Origin of the sequence: Desulfosporosinus sp. I2, from assembly GCF_000960765.1 — a bacterium.
Taxonomy (GTDB): Bacteria; Bacillota; Desulfitobacteriia; order Desulfitobacteriales; family Desulfitobacteriaceae; genus Desulfosporosinus.
On record NZ_JYNH01000002.1, the window covers coordinates 1 to 19773 of the forward strand.

20 protein-coding genes are annotated in these 19773 nt (G+C 45.1%); all 20 read left to right on the plus strand.

Translation table 11 applies throughout. The features are described from left to right. A partial coding sequence (locus UF75_RS00725; RefSeq protein WP_045572688.1) for a nucleotidyltransferase family protein occupies window positions 1-1014 on the plus strand: 1014 nt, incomplete at its 5' end. A gap of 3 nt (window positions 1015-1017) precedes the next feature. Continuing rightward, window positions 1018-2796 (plus strand): ABC transporter ATP-binding protein, encoded by a 1779-nt coding sequence (locus tag UF75_RS00730; protein ID WP_045572689.1) that lies wholly within the window; start codon window positions 1018-1020, stop codon window positions 2794-2796. 65 nt (window positions 2797-2861) lie between these two features. Then, a complete protein-coding gene (locus UF75_RS00735; protein ID WP_045572690.1) occupies window positions 2862-3275 on the plus strand; it encodes a VanZ family protein in 414 nt (137 codons plus the stop codon). Window positions 3276-3506: 231 nt separating this feature from the next. Further along, window positions 3507-3818 (plus strand): 50S ribosomal protein L21, encoded by a 312-nt coding sequence (rplU, locus tag UF75_RS00740; RefSeq protein WP_034144769.1) that lies wholly within the window; start codon window positions 3507-3509, stop codon window positions 3816-3818. Window positions 3819-3831: 13 nt separating this feature from the next. Continuing rightward, complete coding sequence (locus tag UF75_RS00745; protein ID WP_045572799.1) at window positions 3832-4170, plus strand: ribosomal-processing cysteine protease Prp; 339 nt, start codon at window positions 3832-3834, stop codon at window positions 4168-4170. Further along, complete coding sequence (rpmA, locus tag UF75_RS00750; RefSeq protein ID WP_045572691.1) at window positions 4164-4472, plus strand: 50S ribosomal protein L27; 309 nt, start codon at window positions 4164-4166, stop codon at window positions 4470-4472. Before UF75_RS00745 ends, rpmA begins: the two co-directional genes overlap by 7 nt. Before the next feature lie 313 nt (window positions 4473-4785). Then, window positions 4786-5289, plus strand: a complete 504-nt coding sequence (locus UF75_RS00755; protein WP_045572692.1) for a Spo0B domain-containing protein — start codon at window positions 4786-4788, stop codon at window positions 5287-5289. Between the two features lie 27 nt (window positions 5290-5316). Beyond that, window positions 5317-6585, plus strand: coding sequence for a GTPase ObgE (gene obgE, locus UF75_RS00760; protein WP_045572693.1), 1269 nt, complete (start codon window positions 5317-5319; stop codon window positions 6583-6585). 105 nt (window positions 6586-6690) lie between these two features. Beyond that, window positions 6691-7812 (plus strand): efflux RND transporter periplasmic adaptor subunit, encoded by a 1122-nt coding sequence (locus UF75_RS00765; protein WP_045572694.1) that lies wholly within the window; start codon window positions 6691-6693, stop codon window positions 7810-7812. After that, window positions 7809-9005, plus strand: a complete 1197-nt coding sequence (locus tag UF75_RS00770) for an ABC transporter permease (protein WP_045572695.1) — start codon at window positions 7809-7811, stop codon at window positions 9003-9005. Before UF75_RS00765 ends, UF75_RS00770 begins: the two co-directional genes overlap by 4 nt. A 25-nt stretch (window positions 9006-9030) precedes the next feature. Next, window positions 9031-9324: a ribosome assembly RNA-binding protein YhbY gene (yhbY, locus tag UF75_RS00775; protein ID WP_045572696.1), complete on the plus strand. Its 294-nt coding sequence runs from the start codon at window positions 9031-9033 to the stop codon at window positions 9322-9324. A gap of 362 nt (window positions 9325-9686) precedes the next feature. Beyond that, the gene (locus UF75_RS00780; RefSeq protein ID WP_045572697.1) at window positions 9687-10583 is read left to right on the plus strand and encodes an FAD binding domain-containing protein; all 897 of its coding nucleotides are present in this window, start codon (window positions 9687-9689) and stop codon (window positions 10581-10583) included. A 116-nt stretch (window positions 10584-10699) separates the two neighbouring features. Further along, window positions 10700-12112, plus strand: coding sequence for a sigma-54-dependent Fis family transcriptional regulator (locus tag UF75_RS00785; RefSeq protein WP_045572698.1), 1413 nt, complete (start codon window positions 10700-10702; stop codon window positions 12110-12112). Between the two features lie 251 nt (window positions 12113-12363). After that, window positions 12364-13011: an ABC transporter permease gene (locus tag UF75_RS00790; RefSeq protein ID WP_045572699.1), complete on the plus strand. Its 648-nt coding sequence runs from the start codon at window positions 12364-12366 to the stop codon at window positions 13009-13011. A 65-nt stretch (window positions 13012-13076) separates the two neighbouring features. Further along, window positions 13077-14192 (plus strand): ABC transporter ATP-binding protein, encoded by a 1116-nt coding sequence (locus UF75_RS00795; RefSeq protein WP_045572700.1) that lies wholly within the window; start codon window positions 13077-13079, stop codon window positions 14190-14192. After that, window positions 14193-14837 carry an ABC transporter permease gene (locus UF75_RS00800; protein WP_045572701.1) on the plus strand — a complete coding sequence of 215 codons (645 nt, stop codon included), beginning with the start codon at window positions 14193-14195 and terminating at the stop codon, window positions 14835-14837. 271 nt (window positions 14838-15108) lie between these two features. Continuing rightward, complete coding sequence (locus tag UF75_RS00805; RefSeq protein WP_045572702.1) at window positions 15109-16062, plus strand: glycine betaine ABC transporter substrate-binding protein; 954 nt, start codon at window positions 15109-15111, stop codon at window positions 16060-16062. A 227-nt stretch (window positions 16063-16289) separates the two neighbouring features. Further along, the gene (locus UF75_RS30635) at window positions 16290-16424 is read left to right on the plus strand and encodes a hypothetical protein (protein ID WP_282433746.1); all 135 of its coding nucleotides are present in this window, start codon (window positions 16290-16292) and stop codon (window positions 16422-16424) included. A 252-nt stretch (window positions 16425-16676) separates the two neighbouring features. Next, entirely contained in the window at window positions 16677-17729 is a 1053-nt protein-coding gene (locus UF75_RS00810) for a 4Fe-4S dicluster domain-containing protein (RefSeq protein WP_045572703.1), read from the plus strand. A 499-nt stretch (window positions 17730-18228) separates the two neighbouring features. Beyond that, a complete protein-coding gene (locus UF75_RS00815; RefSeq protein WP_045572704.1) occupies window positions 18229-19716 on the plus strand; it encodes a trimethylamine methyltransferase family protein in 1488 nt (495 codons plus the stop codon). Window positions 19717-19773: the final 57 nt, after the last annotated feature.

Below are 19773 nucleotides of genomic sequence, written 5' to 3' on the forward strand. Positions count from 1 at the left end.
GCCATAGCGAATTCTGCTGTGCCCGATACGGTAATGACCATTCTTCAGAAAAAGTTGCGTGAAAACACATCCAAGGCCTTGCATATGACCGGGGATTTAATCAATGTATTACGGTTAATGGAGGAGAGCGGGATTCGTGCTGTGGTGCTGAAAGGTATTCCATTAGGATACATGTTGTATAGTAACCTGGCACTTAGGCCCTCCCGGGATTTGGATATCCTAGTCTGGCCGGAAGACGTACATAAGGCTATAGTAGTTATTGAAAATCAAGGGTATGAGCGAATAGAACCAAGTTCTGTCGTAACGCCCGAACGATTGAATAATTGGATGAAAACAAATCACCACCTTGGATTTAGACATAACGACAGAGAGATATATTTAGAACTGCACTGGCGGGTGGGTCACTATGGCATTGAGATACCGTTAAATGAAATAGAGAGTTGTCTGACTCAGTTAACTATTGCGGGACAAGCAATGTATATTCCCGGGGCCGAAGAGTTATTACTGTTTTTAATGTTACATGGTGCCAGTCATGCCTGGTTTCGACTGAAATGGCTGTGTGATATCGCGGTTCTGTTAGGACGGGGAGGATTCTCTTGGGAAAGGTTATATGCATTGGCTGAACATTTGGGAGTAGAAGCACTGCTAAACCAGGCGGTAATTTTTGCGCACGATCTATTGCAAGCTCCTGTCCCAGATAATGTTGTTCAAAGGATCATGAAAGATCGGAAAGCTCGGAACTTGGTTAGGATGGCACTTCCTTTTATTTTCTCAGTCAATTATGAGCCTGCCAATTTAACAATCAGTATGCCCTTGTATTTTCACAGCAAGAAGTACGAGTTCAGCGTGCAAATTGGGTGGAAAAAGAAGTTTGCTTATCTCTATAAAAAACTCTTACCCAAGGATAGAGATTTCGAATTAATAACTTTGCCGGAATCTTTGTATTTTCTGTATTATCTATTTCGGCCCTTCAATTGGCTTAGTCGTAAGGTACTGGAATTAGCGGGGAGATAGTTTATGCCAAAGATACTCATGGCTTATATGAAAAAATTATTTCGTTTTGCCAAGGCTAAGTTGATGCTTGACCTAATACTAATTATCGTTCTAGGTTTATTAGAAGGGGTCGGAATTGTCATGCTGTTGCCCTTACTTACCTATGCTGGTATTAGCTCGGGTTCTGAGCAAGGTGGGTTAGGGCAGATCATGGCCCAGTTTCTTCAACCTATGGGAATAAAATTGACTTTACCGCTGGTACTGGTAGTTTATACGAGTGTTATTGTCGGTCAGAGCTGGCTACAGCGTTACGAGGGGATTTTGCATACCGCCATCCAGGAGTCTTTTGACACTTTTTTGACGACTGAACTATATAGGGCTCTGACATATTCCCAATGGTCCCTTTTTCTTTCAGTCAAAAAGTCCAAGATAACCCATGTTATTACGACAGAGCTCATGCGGGTGAGTTCGTGCACCTATTATCTCCTCCAGGTGTTCGCAACCGGGGTGATTGCTGCCATACAGATTGGTATTGCCTTTATCCTTGCGCCTTATCTGACCCTTTTGGTGATCGGTAGCGGGGTGATTCTGTTTTTCTGTATGCATTTCTTGAGCAAGGAAGCGCGCCGTATTGGGATGAATATCTCCAATTTTACGGGTGATATATTTTCGGAGATTATTGAAAATTTAAATGGCATAAAAGAAGTGAAGAGTTATGGTATCGAACAATTGCAGATTAAGAATTTCGAAACTCGTCGCAAGAAACTAGAACAAACGTATATTGATCTTACGAGAGTCCGAAGCATGGTGACCATGTTTTATAAAATTGCTGCAGCTGTCTTCATCAGTCTGTTTTTTTACACAGCCATTCAGGTGTTTAAAACGGATGCCCAAAGCTTTCTAATAATTGTGGTCATATTTTCCAGACTTTGGCCGAAGTTTTCTTCCTTTCAGTCCAGTCTTCAATATGCAGTCATGATGCTGCCGGCGTTTCAAGCAGTGTCGGACCTTCACACTCTCTGCATAGCTAAAGAAGAGATCCCAGTGCTGGATCGAATCGTACCACCGATGAATTTGCGGAGAGGAATACGTCTGTCCGATGTTTCTTTCAGATATAATGTAGAAAACGAGTGCTATGCCGTTAGGCATATAAATGGACTACTATCGGCGGGAAGTACCACCGCAATTGTTGGGGTATCCGGTGCTGGTAAAAGTACTCTGGCTGATATAATCATTGGTTTGATACTGCCGGAGCAAGGAGAAATATTGATTGACGATATACGGTTAGACAGTAGCAACATGTCTTCGTGGCGACAGTCAATCGGCTATGTACCGCAGGATGCGTTTTTATTTAATGCTAGTATCAGAGATAACCTAACTTGGGCTTGTCCGGATGCCAACGAAAAGGAGATGTGGGAAGTCTTAAAACTGGCGGCTATCGACGATTTTGTCAAGGCCTTGCCGGAAAAACTGGATACTGTGGTAGGCGATCGGGGTATACGGCTATCTGGTGGCGAACGGCAGCGCATCGTCTTGGCAAGAGCACTGTTGAGGAAGCCTGAACTGCTTATTTTGGATGAAGCCACCAGTGCCTTGGATTCAGAAAATGAGAAACGTATTCAGAATGCTATCGAAGGGCTTCAAGGCAAGTTGACAATCTTGATTATTGCTCACCGTATGTCGACGATCAAGAATGCGGATCAAATTATGGTTTTGGATCAAGGGAGAATTGTTGAACAAGGTTCGTACCAGGATGTCGCTTCAGATGAGAACGGTAGGTTTTACAAATTGGCTAGCCTTTAAAGGATTCAAAAATATTCACTAAAGCAATCCTATGGAAGTGTTTGAATAAGAGAAGAGGTGCTCGGATGTTTTCTAGGAAGTTCTGGTGGTTGTTAGTCATAAGTTGGTGCGTCTTAATATTTCTGCTTACAGCGCTACCAAGTTTCACTGCGACTCAAACAGGAGCCGTTTTGAAGCATGCTACCGAATTACCCACTGCACAAGCCATAAGCGTAAACGAAATTCTCCGGAAATGCGCCCATGTAACCCTGTTTGGTATTTTGGCTGTGTTATTGTATATGGCAACGGGATTAAATATACGGTTTGCGTGGATTTTGGCCACATTGTATGGGGCTTCTGATGAACTCCATCAATTGTTTGTACCTGGGCGAGGTTCTTCTTGGTGGGATGTGGGATTTGATTCTTTAGGAGCTTTTTTATTATTGGGTATCGTTATTTTGGTAAAAAGATCCAAGTTGTTAACGAGGCTTTCGGCTTAATTTATTACTTGTTACTTCTTTTGATCTAAAAACTGATCGGATAAAAGTGTTTCTTAGTGATTAAAATGCTTACCTCCTTTGACTAAAGGTTGACAAAGGAAGCCTTCAAATGCTAAAATATCTAAATGTGGTGACTTCTCACCGCAACCGCTCGAATCAGGTATTAACGGGTTTTTTGCTTTAAAGAACCGACCTGCAATGGCGAGTCTAGGGCATGGGAGGTGTAATAAAATGTACGCAGTGATTGAAACTGGTGGTAAACAATTCCGCGTTCAAGAGGGCGACGTACTTTACGTTGAGAAATTGGATGCGAACGTCGGAGATGCCGTAACGATTGATAAGGTTCTCCTCGTGGAAAAAGACGGTGCAGTTAATGTTGGGACCCCTGTTGTGGCCGGTGCTACAGCAGTGCTGAAAGTAGTGGAGCACGGTAAAGGGGAGAAGATTATTGTCTTCAAATTCAAGTCCAAGAAAAACTATCGTCGCAAGCAAGGACATCGTCAACCCTACACAAAAGTTGTTGTTGAGGCACTCCAAGCGTAAGCGTCAAGATGGCATTCGTTTCATAATATGGGCGGATGAGCAAGGGCGAATTCGTGAATTTGAGTTGTCAGGACATGCTGGGTTTGCTGAAGAGGGTCAGGACATAGTCTGTGCAGGTGTTTCTGCACTGAGTATAGCGGCTGTCAATGGGCTGGAGCATTTCTTGTCGGTGGTTCCTAAAGCGCAGGAGGCAGATGGACATCTCACCTGTCAGCTGGATGGAATTGCCGAGCAAGACTTGGAAAAGGCTCAGTGGATTTTGCAAACGATGGCGTTAGGGATTGAACAAATACGAACGACTTATGGTCAAGACTATATATTTATAGATCGAAGGAGGTGGACTCCATGCTAAAAATGAATCTTCAACTGTTCGCCCATAAAAAAGGGGTAGGTAGCTCGCGAAATGGTCGTGATAGTAACGCGCAACGTCTGGGCGTGAAACGCGGCGATGGTCAATTCGTAAAAGCTGGTACGATTATTGTGCGTCAACGTGGAACGAAGTTTCATCCCGCTAAAAACTGTGGTCTGGGTAAAGATGATACCTTATTTGCTCTGATTGACGGCTATGTTAAGTTCGAGCATAAAGATCGGTTGCATAAGCAAGTGAGTATTTACGCTGAGCGCGTAGGTACGCCGGTAGCTATCGCCCAATAAGCTGTTTCTTATTCACCCCTGGGTTTTCCCAGGGGTTTTATTCGTATATGCATTACTCTTCTTGAGAACTCTAGATAGACTCCCATAGTTTTTTCGGAGCAAACTTGTGGCAAACGCATGGAAGAATGAGAAGAGGATTGAAAGGACAGCTATTCGGAACTGAGAAAGAAAAAAAAGGAAGAGCTGTAACTGAGGTGCATAGAGATACATAGAGGTACTTAAGGAAATGTAGATAATCAGAGTGCACAGTGGAACAGGTAATAGTAGTAAAATCTGAGATGAACTAAGGTTTATTTGAGAGGGTAGAGGGAGGATGAACGTGTCAGAGGTTGAACAGACGTTATTGTCAGAGATGCTACAGTGGTATCGCCTTCAGAGGCATGATTATTTGAATCACTGGCAGGTGATTATGGGTAATTTACAGCTCAACCATCCGGCGGAGGCTCTTCAGTATATGCGGGAGACAGTCGCTGAGTCTCAGGAAGAGCAAAAGATAGGGCATCTTGCCGAACCTCACTTAGCGGCAATCATGCTGGGTTTCTTGATTCGTCTGAGTCAGGAAGGGATAACTGTGACGATTGATTTTCCTGATGAGATGAAACGGAAAGAGTTTTGGCAAGATCATTGGCAAGAGGAATATGTAAAGCGGTTATACGGGTACACTAAAGACTGTATGGAAGCATTCCCGCGCTCTCCAATGTCGAAGGACTTACAAGCGGAAGTGTATTTGTTTACTGAACCGGGGGGCTTAGCGTTCCAGTTTATCTTATCGAACGAAGAGACGATTCTTTATGATAAAATGGTGACCTTTGTTTAGAGTTAACCTAATTAAGGAGATTTAAGTATGTTTTATGATCAGGCGAAGATTTATGTTAAAGGTGGAGATGGCGGAGCAGGTGCAGTTGCCTTTCGCCGTGAGAAATATGTTCCTGAAGGCGGGCCGAGCGGTGGAGACGGTGGACGCGGGGGAAATATAGTATTTATAGGAGATGAGGGCTTAAGAACCCTTGTGGACTTTCGCTATAAACGTCATTATAAAGGGGATCGCGGTGACCATGGATTAGCGAAAAATATGAGCGGCAGGGGCGGAGAAGATATCATTCTGCGTATTCCGGTCGGAACGGTAGTTCTCGATGATAGTACAGGGGAGCCTATGGCGGATATTATTGAACATGGGCAGCGTGTCGTGGTAGCAGCGGGCGGACGTGGAGGACGGGGTAATGCTCGTTTTATGAGCAATACCAATAAAGCGCCTACTTTGGCGGAAAACGGAGAACCGGGCGAGGAACGCTGGCTGCGTTTAGAGTTAAAGCTTCTAGCAGACGTAGGGCTGGTTGGGTTTCCCAATGTTGGAAAATCCACGATGATTTCTAAAGTATCTGCGGCAAAACCAAAAATTGCGGATTATCATTTTACCACCCTGATTCCGAATTTGGGGGTTGTCGAGATCGCGGATGGGGAAAGCTTTGTGATAGCGGATATTCCAGGGCTGATTGAGGGCGCTCATGCTGGTGCGGGATTGGGACATGAATTCTTGCGCCACACTGAGCGGACTCGCTTAATTCTGCACGTCTTAGATATCTCTGGGTCAGAGGAGCGGGATCCGTTGGAGGATCTGCGGATTATTGAAGAAGAACTTCGGCTTTATAGTCCGGAGCTTGCCCTGCGACCTGTAATTATTGTAGCCAACAAAATGGATATCCCTGGTGCTGAAGAAAACTTGAAGCGTTTAAGAGAAGAGATTAAGGGTCGAAATGAAATCTTTGCGGTTTCGGCTGCGACTGGGGAAGGGTTGCAAGCGTTAATGTATCGCATTGCCCAGGTCTTGCCGGATACTCCGGTGCCCGAAATTGTCAGTCTGCCGGCTGAACATCGAGTTACGAAGGCTGAATCAGATCCGCGCTTTGAGATTTTAAAGGAAGAGGATCTGTTTATTGTGGTCGGTAAAGAAATCGAGAGGCATGTTAAGATGACCTTATTTGATCGAGAAGAAAGTGTCTATCGCTTCCAGAATATCTTGAAAGCCATGGGAATTGACGATGCTTTACGTGATGCGGGAATCAAAGAAGGGGATAAAGTGGAGATCTCGGGCGTTAAGTTTGATTGGGTATGATTTCGGTTAGGTGTGCAGGCTTGTAACGGCCTGGGTTTGTGTTATTGAAGGCTGGGATGGGTCACGTTGGTTAGGGATGATGCATGGGTGTTAGGGGGGAGATCGTTGAAGAAGCAGCTGTGGGTGGGAATGATTGGATTTCTAATTCTGGCGTTAGCCCTTGGTGGATGGTGGATTTGGAGAACCTCTCAGAGCCCTCTGAAGGTCAAAGCCGGAGCGGTTGCACCTATCTCCATGCAAAAAGATGTCTATGCTAATGGAAACGTTGTTCCGGTGTCTAGCCAAGAGGTGCGTGTTTTAACCCCGGGGCGGGTTTCGAACGTGGCGGTGAAAGTAGGGGAGTCCGTTCAAGTGGGGCAAACCCTCGTCACACTTGATACGACTCTGGTTGATGCCCAAGTAGCTCAAGCTAAAGTGAATGTTGAGGCCGCCCAAACGAGTGTCAATGCTGCGCAGGCTAATTTGGAGGAATTACAAAAAGCCCAGAGTGCCAGTGCGACAGGGAGTGCTGGTGGTTTAAGCCCTACTGTGATAAAACAAGCGGAAGGGGTGTTGGCCCAAAGTAAGGCGGCTTTAAAGCAGGCTCAAGAAATGCTCAAAGTCGCCAAGGTTCAACAGGGGCAAATGATATATAAGGCTGCCCTCGCTGGAACGGTTCTGGAGGTTAATGCTGAGGCTGGAAATCTCTCTTCTGTACAGCTGCCGCTTGTAGTAGTGGCTGATCTTTCCCAGATGAACGTTGAGGCGCAGCTGAATGAGGTAGACGCGGGTAAGGTGAAAGTCGGTGGGAAGGCCACGATTACGAGTAAAGTGCTGGGAGACACTTCCGTTCAAGGAACCATTATCGAGATTGCTCCGGTAGCCGTTACGAAACCAAGCGTCCAGGGAAATGCTTCGCCGACGGTTGGGATAAAAATTCGTTTAGATCAAGTGTCGGCTGGGCTGAGGCCAGGATTTACGGTCAGTCTAAAAATCATTCTGGAAACCAAGGAAGGGATTTTGGCGGTTCCCCAAGAGGCCCTCTTTCAAGAAGGGAACAAGAATTATGTCTACCGTATTCAAGAGGGGCGTCTTCGTAAGACCGAGGTGAAGCTGGGGATTGGCAACGATACTCATCAGGAAATCACGTCTGGTTTAAACGCTGGGGACCAAGTGGTTTTGAACCCCTCTAAGGAATTATTGGAAGGAATGGCGGTTGCACCTGAAACGGGAAGTGGGGGGGGATGAGCTTCCTAGAAGGATTGAGGGGAGCCCTCTTTAGCCTACGCACTAATAAGCTGCGGACTGTATTGACGATGCTGGGGATTATTATTGGGATTGCTGCGGTGATTGCTGTTGTCACGATTGGACTGGGGGGCAAAGCAGCGATCATGCAGGAAATGGAGAAAAGCGGAGTTAACTTGTTCGTATTGTACGCAAAATCCGCTGGGAGTGGACAATCTGAGGGAGATCGCTTGACCCTTTCTGATCGGGAGAGTTTGATACGGGCCCTGCCACAAATCAAGGCGTTATTGCCAGCGAGTATCGAGTATACTGAGTTAGAGGTGAACCAAAAGCGCTCTTCCGCTATGGTCGTAGGGACGACCCCTGAGTTTGCGGATTTACGTCGGCGGGATATTGCCAAAGGACGCTTCTTCTCAGAAGAAGAATTTTCAGCTGATCATCGCGTAGTCGTGATTGATCAAACCTTATCGGACACATTATTTGGGGCGGGGAATGCTTTGGGGCAGCAAGTCATTCTCCATAATGTTCCCTGTCGGGTGATTGGGGTTTTGGCTAAAGATCAATCCTCGTTCGCGCAATTTAATGTAGGTCCTCAAAATGCCTATGCTTATATGCCATGGGGGACGTGGACGGATATTTTTCAATCTCAACGGGTGGATCAGCTGGAGGGTGCGACCTACCGAGAAACGGATTTGGAAAGCGTTATCTCGAATGCTAAGCGCATTTTGAATGTGCGACATGGGACTACTGATCAGTATGAGGCCTTTAATGTGCAGCAATTGGTTCAATCAGCGAGTAAGATTATGCGCATTCTGACCAGCTTTATTGGTCTGGTCGCAGGAATCTCCCTTTTGGTGGGGGGGATCGGGATTATGAACATGATGCTAGTCTCAGTCACGGAACGCACTCGCGAAATTGGCCTGCGCAAAGCGGTTGGAGCGAAGGAACGAGATATTCTGACCCAGTTTTTATTAGAAGCTATTGTCTTATCCCTGATCGGGGGGATCTTAGGTATTGCTTTGGGGGTCGGGAGTGCTCTGACAGTAGCGTATTTTTTGCACTGGCCGCCGCTTTTATCTGGATGGGCGGTTCTATCTGCCGTGTCCTTTTCAATCGGAGTAGGACTATTCTTCGGCTTTTATCCAGCATTAAAGGCGGCTAAGCTCGAACCGATGGCCGCTTTGAGATATGAGTGAATAAACAATTTAGGGGGTAGAGTTCGTGTTAACAGGTAAACAAAAACGTCATTTACGAGCTATGGGAAATGAGATGGATCCGATCTTGCAAGTGGGTAAGGGTGGAATTGCTGAGAACGTGGTCACTCAAACGGATGGGGCGCTGGAGGCAAGGGAGCTCATAAAAGGCCGGGTTCTACAAAATTGTCTAGAGGAGCCAAAAGCCATAGCCGCGGACCTGGCTGAGCAAACAGGGTCAGAACTCGTGCAAGTCATCGGGAGGAACTTCCTGTTGTTTAGGCAGTCTAAAGATAAACCTGTGATTGTCCTGCCGAAGTAAAATAAGTTAATGCAAGTTGGGGGCGGTTTTCGACTTGCATCTAACTTGAACCAAGCAATTGCATAGAGGAGAAAGACCGTGACTTGATACTGAACCAAATTGCTATTAATATCCGGTCTCAACAATATTAAAGGGTCCATATTTGGTAGAATAATTGTTTTACCGAGTATGGACCTTTATGTGCGTACATGGGACGTTTCCTATTTTCACTTATTTGCATGAATAATCATTAATATCTGTAAAAACTTGAGGAATTTCTAAAGTCTTTAGAGGGGAACGTAGAAAACTATCGAATATCTAAAACTATCAAAGAGATTGACTCTCGTTAATAATCTACCCCCAAGGGGAGAGGAGTTTTTATAATGTCGGATTGTGAGTTTGCCAGTCCACTAACGGTTCAGGAAGGGCTTGAAATAATTTCTCGCATTAATAAAGAAGTAACTTTCATTAGTGGAGGCACGGATCTTGTGATCCGGTTGCAGAGCGGGAAGCTGAAACCTGCTTGGCTGATCGATCTTTCTCAGATTTCGGAACTGAAGTTTATTGAGGAAGTCGAGGGTAGGATAAGAATTGGTAGTGGGACAACCTTCAGTCAAATAGCTGAGAGCAGCCTCCTGCAAGGGAAAGCCCAGTGTCTGAGCCAGGCAGCCTCTCAGGTAGGGTCCACTCAAATTCGCAACCGAGCGACCCTCGGTGGAAATATCGCCAATGCTTCACCGGCAGGAGACAGCTTGCCTGCGTTATTAGTTCTAGAGGCTTGGGTTACTATTCAGGGGCCAAAGGGATCACGGAGGGTATCATTTGCTGAGTTTCAAGCTGGAAAAGGATTAGGGCTTAAGGGAAATGAAATCATCACAGAGATTGATTTTCCGGTGTGGGAATCCAGCGAAAAGACACGGATTATCAGTGCCTTCGGAAAATTAGGCAGTCGAACTGCGGTGTCGATTGCTCGTCTGAATATCGCGGCGAGGGTGGAAGTGGACTCTGAGCATGATACGATCGTAAAATCAAGCTGGGCAGTGGGGGCTTTAGGGCGGATTCCGTTTCGTTTGGAGGAGTTAGAGCTGGAATTACAGGGAAAAGGGATTAATTCAGATTTAGCTCGCCAGACTGCCGACCGGCTTACAGAGGTCGTTGATCGGGCAATCCCTGGTCGGGCTTCCCAAGAGTATAAACGTCTGGCTATTCGTGGCCTGGCGTTTGATATGCTGAGCGATTTGTTTCCAGAACTTATCAATAGGAGCATGGGAGTACTTTGAAAATCAGTTCTTTGAATAAAGTCTCATGGGTTTCATAGAGGATATTGTCCTATTTCTGGAGAATTAAGCACGATAAGTTCGGTGAAAGTTCTGTATAATTAGAAGGGAGAAGGAGTATGCCTGTTGATATAATGGTTCCGGTATTTAGGCAGCTCTTTGATTCGATCGAAGAAGGGGTTATTGTTACTGATCGTGACGGTAAAATCATCTTCTATAATTCTGAAATGGCTAAATTAGAAGAGTTGGCCATTGAAGATGTGGTCGGAATGTATTTGACCGATGTCTATGATGCGGTGACGCTGGAGAATAGTGAGCATCTAAGCGTTGTCCTGACCGGAAAACCCGTTTTTGAAAAACATAAGACTTATTTCACCAACCAAGGGAAAGAGGTCAATATTATAGCAAGTACGTTTCCCGTTCTAGAAAATGATGAGGTTATCGCAGTCTATTCGGTGTGTAAAAATATTACTAAGTATAAGGAACTTTTAACAAAGACAATGCAATTACAGGATCAAATCGGTCTTGAAGGGCCAGATCAGCGTGGAAATAATGGAACTCGTTACACGTTTGAATCGATGGTCTTTGCCAGCTCTACGATGCAAAGTCTTATTGCGTCAGCTAAGAAGGCAGCTGTCGCCGACGGGTTTATCTTAGTCTTCGGTGATACTGGAACGGGTAAGGAATTACTGGTTCAAGCAATTCATAATTATAGTGCTCGCAAGAAGGAACCCTTTGTGGCCATTAACTGTGCGGCGATCCCGGAAACGTTGCTGGAAAGTATTCTATTCGGGACCCATAAAGGGGCTTTTACGGGGGCGGTCGAGTCCAAGGGACTATTTCAACAAGCGGGGAATGGGACCTTATTTTTAGATGAGCTTAATTCTATGAGTATTGCGCTCCAGGCAAAGCTCTTGCGGGTTGTGCAAGAAAAAACCGTGAGGCGAGTCGGCGGGACGGTGGAAATACCGATACACTGTAGGGTTATTAGTTCTACCAATGTCGATCCTTGGGAAGCCGTAAATCTCGGCAGTTTGCGTAAAGACCTTTTTTACCGCTTGGCAGTGATGACGCTCTTCATACCACCCTTGAAAGATCGGAAGGAAGATGTTGAGGCTTTAATTGATTATTTCTTGAATCGATATCAGAAGATATACGGTTCGGGCGGGGTCTTGATGGATGAAGAGTTGAAAAACGTTTTCCTGCGCTATTTGTGGCCGGGGAATGTTCGAGAACTGGAACATATTCTCGAAAGTGCCATGAACATGCTTGATGGCCGCAAAGTCATTACGGTGGACCATTTACCGCATTATCTAAGGGCAAAATTTCTAAGTCAAGCGGGGAGTTCGACTGAGTTCTATAAAAAAGGGGCAAGCACTTTGGCAGATGCTTTACGGGAGGTGGAAAAGCAAGTCCTTGCTGAAGCGCTTAAGAATCATAACGGAAATATTACTAAGGCTGCTAATTCGATAGGGATTGCCCGGCAAAATCTCCAATACCGTATGAAAAAGTTAGGGCTGCATAATCTTTGAGCGCTGACAATATTTTTGGCGTCCACGTTAAATCCTCCATCTATAGTACAACACAAGGGCGTTTTGGCGTTTTCATATGCAAAAAAACGTGGCACCTTGCAAGCTGGTTTTAAGGGTCAAGGGTAGATGAGACAATTGACTGAAAATTGGGCATGATTCTTGCAGTATTTTAGGATTGGCTCTAGGTTTACTATGTATTGAACTCTTTTATAGCAATTTAAACATAGAAAGAATGATGGCGAGTGACCTTAATGAGTTTAATCAATTTTTTTAGTAAAAATACGGAGACAATTATAGAGTATTCAGGAAATCATTTCACCCTGGTTTTATGGGCGGTGGGGATTTCCTTGCTGATTTGGGTACCGACCGGGTTGCTGTTGACGAAAAGCGATAAGTGGGCGGCTCGGGTCTTGGCGCTGGCGAATACGATTTTTTGTATTCCGAGTTTATCGATGTTTGCAATTCTGGTCACGATTCCAACGTTTGGATTAGGACGAAAGTCGGCATTGTTTGCTTTAGTCCTGTATGCAATGATGCCCTTGATTCGCAGCGTCTATGATGGGGTTAAGAATGTCGATCGCAATGTTATTGAAGCGGCTAAAGGAATGGGGATGAGTACGGGAAGGATTTTACGCGAAATTCTCGTGCCATTAGGTATTCCGATTATCTTCGCTGGGTTTAGGATCACGGTTGTCATGACGACGGGTATCGCAGCGATTGCTACTTACATCGGGGAGCGCAATTTGGGGCGCTTTATTTCTGAAGGACTTGTTCGATCGAATACTCCAATGATGGTCACAGGGGCCTTAATTATCTCTGTGATTGCGATTGGTTTAGATACCTTGCTTGGGTTAATTGAGAAAAGGATTGTCCCTAAAGGATTAAGGGTTACTCGCTAATTCCTCATAACCAATATATCCATTTGAAGTTAGAGATAGGATAATGTTTGCAGAGGATGATACTAATGATTGAACTCGAGAAAATAACTAAAAAGTATCCGGGTCAAGCCGTCCCAGCCGTTGACCAATTGACTCTTTCCATGCCTGAAGGAGAAATTTGTGTTTTAGTTGGACCCTCGGGTTGCGGGAAAAGCACAATTTTGCGCATGATTAATCGCATGATTGAACCGACGACCGGGGTGGTCAAAATTAACGGGCATGATGTGACAAACACGGACTCGGATCAACTGAGAATGGGTATTGGGTATGTAATTCAGCAGATTGGTCTTTTGCCGCATCGGACGATTGCTGAGAACATCGCTATTGTGCCTCGGCTTTACAAGTGGCCAAAGGAGAAGATTAAGAAACGGGTCGAAGAATTGATCGTGATGATGGGGCTTGATTTAGAAAAGACGTGGGGGAAATATCCCTCTCAACTTAGTGGTGGGCAAATGCAGAGAGTGGGCGTTGCTCGAGCTATGGCGGTCGATCCTCCGATTATGCTGATGGATGAGCCTTTTGGGGCGGTTGACCCGATCGCCCGTACCCATCTACAAGATGAGTTGTTGCGTTTGCAAAAGGAGATCAAGAAAACGATTGTCTTTGTGACGCATGACATTAATGAAGCCATTAAAATGGGAGATCGTATTGCAATTTTTGACGCTGGAAAGTTAGTTCAATTTGGTACCCCAGAAGAAATTCTTACCCATCCTGTCAATGAATTTGTGGAGAACTTTATTGGCCATGATCGGGTGGTCAAGAAGTTGAATTTGTACCAGGTTGAAGATGCTATGCACCCTGTCCAGTGTGTTGTTAGGGAAAACGAGTGGCAGAATGTCGCTCAAACCTTAAAGGACGCGGGAACTGAGGTGGCGTTCGTTTCAGATCAGGCTGGTAAAGTTTTAGGACATATCACCTTATCCGATGCATTAGAGTTGGGTGGAGATGTTGAAGGGTTCAAAAAACGAGTGCTTGAGACGAAGAAAGCCTTCGTCCAGTCGACGACTCCTTTGCCGGATGCGCTCTCATTATTGCTGGAATATAATTCTGATTTTCTCGGAATTCTACGGGGTGAAAAACTTTGTGGCATGCTCTCTTTTAAGGACATTCGAAACCATGTTTATAAAAAAGAGGGTGAGTAAATGAGTTGGGAGAATTTCAGAGTTGCTATTTTCGATAAAGCGCCAGATGCTCTGTTCGTCCATGCCACGATTGTTCTGGTAACTATCATGATTGCCATTTTGATTTCTATACCCTTGGGAGTCTTCTTGAGTCGTCCAAAATACAAACGGTTTGGTCTGATCACCCTTAACCTGCTGAATATCTTGCAAGCGATTCCAGGAATTGCTGTGATTGCTTTGGCTTTGCCGATCCTAGGCTTGGGTATGAAACCGGCTGTGGTTGCGCTGCTCTTCCAAAGTTTATTGCCGATCGTCAGGAATACGATTGCTGGTTTAATGGGGGTCAGTCCTGATGTGAAGGAAGCGGCTGGCGGTATGGGGATGTCGCAACGACGAATTTTATTTGAAGTTGAAATCCCATTGGCTATGCCAATCATTCTTAGTGGGATTCGTACGGCTACAGTTTATGTAGTTAGTATAGGGACACTAGCTGCTCTGATTGGAGCGGGCGGTTTGGGTAACCTGATTATTGGTGGGTTGTCTCTCTTCCGGCCCGAATATTTACTGGTTGGGGCAGGGCTAGGGGCGATCATGGCAATCTCCTTGGATCGCCTGTTAAGTTACCTTGAATATCGCATCACTCCGCCGGGCATGCGAGTCGAGTAAAAGGAACGTTTAACCAAGTGTCAGAAGAAGTCTTCCACTTCGATTAGTGAGAGATGAACTCAGTATAATTAATGCAGTAGGGAGGGTTGAGCCTCTCACTGCATCACGAGCGAAGCGAGTTCGCAAGTGAAGTTAAAGGCGAAAGGAGGAATAGACACCGTTACGATAGCTAAAGCTTATGGAAAAATAAACATATTCTGAGAAAATTACCTTCTAAGTATTGTGAAACGATGTATAATTGAATTATCTGGATTAAGGAAGGAGAATGTACATGAAGAAACGATCATTATTTCTTGTTGCAATCTTGTCCCTAACCTTAGCTCTTGGGGGGGTTATGGGCTGCGGCTCAAAGCCTGCAGCTAGTGGAACTGCAGGAACTGCAGCGGACACTGCGAAAAAAGGACCCACAATTAAGATTTCGTCTAAGACTTTTACGGAGGCGGCACTCTTAGGAACACTTAGCTTACAGTATCTTAAGGGCTTAGGATACCCTGTTGAAAACAAGATGGGTCTTGGTGAACTAGCTGTGATCAGACCTGCTTTGACCTCTGGACAAATCGATATGTATTGGGAATATACAGGTACGGGCGTAATTAACTTAATGAAACATGACCCTGTGTTTGATGCCAAAGAAAGCTATACCCTTATTAAAGAATGGGATGCTAAGAATAACATTGCTTGGTTAGATTATGCTCCTTTAGATGATACTTATGGAATTGTCGTTCGCGGAGATGTTGCTGAGAAGTATAAATTGAAAACAATTTCGGATTATGTTGCCCAAGTGAAGAAGGGCGTAAGCTTGAAGTTTATTGGCTTCCCTGAGTGGGAAGGTCGTGCTGATGGGTTGCCTGCTTTTGAAAAAGCCTATGATTTCAAAATGCCTAAAGGGGATTATGTCAACGTTGCCATGGGCCTGAACTATGACACTCTTAAAGCACAAAAAGGGGATTTAGCCCTTGCTTTCACCACGGAGCCAAGAATCGTAACGGATAAGCTGGTCATGCTCCAAGATGATAAAAAGGCTTTCCCTGTTTATAATGCTGCCCCTGTTGTAAGGAAAGAGATAGTGGATGCATATCCTACGATCGCTGCTGATCTGAAGAAATTAAGTGCTTTGCTGGATACCAAGACTATTACAGAATTGAACATGCAAGCAGATGTTGAGAAGAAGTCTATTGAGGAAGTTTCGACGACTTTCTTGAAGAGTAAGGGGTTGCTTAAGTAAGGCGGCTTGGAGGGAGTAGAGGGTGCTGGGCCGTGCGGGTGGGAGGAAGTGACTTAGCCCATTCGCACAACGTTCCATTGCTATTCGCTTGTCGCTCAGGCTAAAACTCAAAACCTCTGGGCTTTCTGCATGTGAACCGTTGAGTTTCTTCACGCCTGATCGACTACGCTCATTGACGCAATTCCACTAATCATGCTCACTAAGCTAAGTCACTTCCTCCTCTATGCATGTCTTGGGGAACGTGCACCTCTGAATCGGTGCTGCGCCGCTGGGCTGGGCGACGATGGGGAGGACGGAGGGGTACGGGCGAGGAACGTGCACCTCTGAATCGGTGCTGTGTCGCCGGGGTGGGTGACGGTTAGGATATTTCGTTGGTGTAAGTTCCTCTATGCATGTCTTGGGGAACGTGCACCTCTGAATCGGTGCTGTGCCAGTGGGCTGGGTGACAGGGAGGAAATTTAAGGTAAAGTTAAAATTCTATTGGCCACTTTATGCCCTCTTTGGGGATAAGGTGGCTTTTGATTCGTTGTTGGTTTTGATATGAAAGCCTTGATCTTGATAGGTTTGGCGCTGATATGTATTTCTACTTGGATTCATGAAAGGCAGGATTTTTTATGTCTATGGTTGAAAAGTTTGTTGTTTTGTTTAGTGTGCCGGATTTTGTGGTGCCTTATTTGTCTTGTTTTGTGTCTGAATCTCAGATGGATTTGGTGGTACGGTTGGATGGTCAAAGGTGTTCTGTTTCTGATGTTGCTAAATCGATGGGATGTGATTTGGAGCAGGCGGGGGTGTTGTTGGAAGATTGTTATTATAAAAGTATTGTGAATAGGGAAGTGCGAGACGAGGGGTTTGTGTATTTTGGGGCTGATTTCTATGGGAGGTTGGATTTTCTTTGCAAGTTTGACGAGAGCTATAAGGTAAATCTTAAGAGGTGTACGGATAGTGGTGAGAATAAGAATAGAGTTAATAAAGATCAAAAGGCTGAGGATGACATTGGCGATAGGTTGCTGAAGGCTTTGGATGATTGGTGTTATCAGGTATACGCTGAGGGGATGGGTCCTTATCTTGAACAACTTAAGAACAATGAGGTGGTGGATAGGGCTCCTGAGACGTTTTTATTGATAGAGGACCTTGAGGAATTATTGAATTCTGTCAGTGAAATTCGCATGGTTCCTTGCAATTGTCGCAAGTTAGCGGAGCGGTGTTCGAAACCGACGGAAACTTGTTTAAGTTTTGATGGTTCGATTACCGACCGTACGTTTGGACGTCCGCTTTCGAAGGATGAGGCTCGAGAGATTGTGAAAGTTGCGCATCGAAATGGTTTGATGCATCAAATAAATAGTGATTGGCGGGAGAAGGGTCCAGCCTGGTTGTGTAATTGTTGTTCTTGCTGTTGTTATCCAACACGTCTGGCCCAGGAACGCGGAATGAAAGGGATATTTCCGGTTAGTAACCAGGTGGCATTGCGTGATGATGTTTTATGTTTACATTGTGGGGTTTGTACAAAACGGTGTAATTTCTCAGCTTTTTATGTAGGAGATACCGAAATGGAGATGAACGGTAAGTTACGGAAGATGATTCAATTTGATCAGGATAAATGTTGGGGATGTGGAATTTGTGTTGATAGTTGTGTGGCTAAGGCTATTTCCATGACGAGACGAGTTTAAGTAAAAACGAATGCCTAAATATTGGGCAGAGCCATTATTTTTGGCGGTTAGGAATTAAATATAAGAATGCTGTATGAGTTAAAGGACGAAGTATGGCTGCCAATTTCCTATGCGTTTGGGGTTTTAACAGAAATTTAGAGGGATAGCTTTAAGTTTTTGTTTGATTAGCTGCACAGTGATTGAACGGTGGTTGAAGTGCACAGAATAGGCGGCATGAGGCAGCTTTTTCTGGTAGTTTTTTTGAAGTGGGTAGATCAAATCCAGTACCTTTTGCTTGGGGTACTTTAAAGGTTGATAATGGCATATATCTTGCAGAGTTAAACTAGTAATATCCACCTTCTGGAGCGTATCTCTGGGAGGAGCACTTTAGTTTGCATAGGTATGTGGAAAAAGGTCGCTGGATATTGTCGGTAACTCTAGAGATTCACTTAGATAGATAACTGTATTTAAAACTTGTTAGATTGTTACTAAAAATGGGGAAAGGCTAGGTATAGAATTCATGAAAAAGATTCGATCGAATAGCATAGAACATTCAACCCCACTGCTCCAGTGGGTAAGTGAGGGGCAAATTGAGCAGATTCATCTCGCGACTTTAGAGGTCCTTGAACGTACAGGCGTTAAAGTCGATCACCCAGAGGCGTTACAATTATTGAAAGACGCTGGGTGTATTGTCAATGAAAATCGTGTTCGGATTCCGAGTTGGTTGGTTGACGAATGTATTCGTTTAGCACCGAGCAAGATTGTGGTGGCTAACCGTAAGGGTGAACGGGTTATGCCCTTGGAAAAGAATCGGACCTATTTTGGGACAGGCTCAGATCTGCCTTATACTATAGATTTAGAAACGGGTAAGCGACGACGCTCGACGAAGAAGGATGTTGAATTAGCTTGCCGGGTCATGGATTATTTGCCAAATTATGATTTTGTGATGAGTTATGCTATTGCTTCAGATCAAAGTGCGAAAGTCAGCGACCTTCATCAATTTGAAGCGATGGTTTCGAATACGGTTAAACCGATGATTGTTACTGCCCATGATGAGATAAACATGCGCGCTCAATTAGAGATGGCCGCTTTAGTGGTTGGGGGTAAAGAGGAGCTTCGCAAGAATCCGTTCTTGATTCTTTACTCTGAGCCGATTTCCCCGTTGGTTCACACTAATGATGGTCTGGGAAAGATGTTTGCATGTTTTGAATATGGAGTCCCTGTGGTCTACACACCTGGTATTTTGTCTGGGGCGACTACACCGGTTACGAAAGCCGGAACGATTGTCCTAATGAACGCTGAGGCTTTAGCGGGAGTCGTCATGGCCCAATTAAAACAAAAAGGAGCTCCCATTATTATTGGCGGCGGGGCGACTCCTATGGATATGAGAACCACTGCGACCTTGTATGGATCTCCGGAGACGATGATGAACTATGCTATCATGACTCAATTATCTCAGTTTTACGGGATTCCCAACTTTACGGAGGCTGGCTGTGTTAATGCACCAGTACCAGATGCTCAGGCAGGTATGGAAGCAGGAACAGGGATCTTATTAGCTCAGTTAATGGGAGCTAATCTGGTGCATGATGTGGGGTATCTGGAAGGTGGGAAAACGGGTTCGTTAACCTTCCTGACCATGTGCAATGATTTCATGGATAATGCACGTTACATGGGTAAAGGAACCCGAATTGATGAAGAGACCATGGCGGTCGATGTCATTGATGAGATAGGTCCCGGTGGGAATTTTGTGAGTCATGCCCATACGTATGACCATTTCCGTGAAGAGATTTGGGCTCCGAAGCAGTTCAATCGTTCATTCTGGGAGATTTGGGAAGAGCAGGGGTCTAAGACAGCGGAAGATCACGCTGGTGATTTGGCCAAAGAGATTGTGGCGACGCATACTGCGGAACTGTTGGAGGAGTCGATCCGTCAAGGGTTAAATGATATCATCTCGGAAACGGAGAACGTGAAAGCGACCATGAAACGAGAAAGAAAGGCTAGGAGCTAGATTGATCCAACTATGAACCAGAAATTATGGAACGGGAAATTGTGAGGGGGTAAAGAT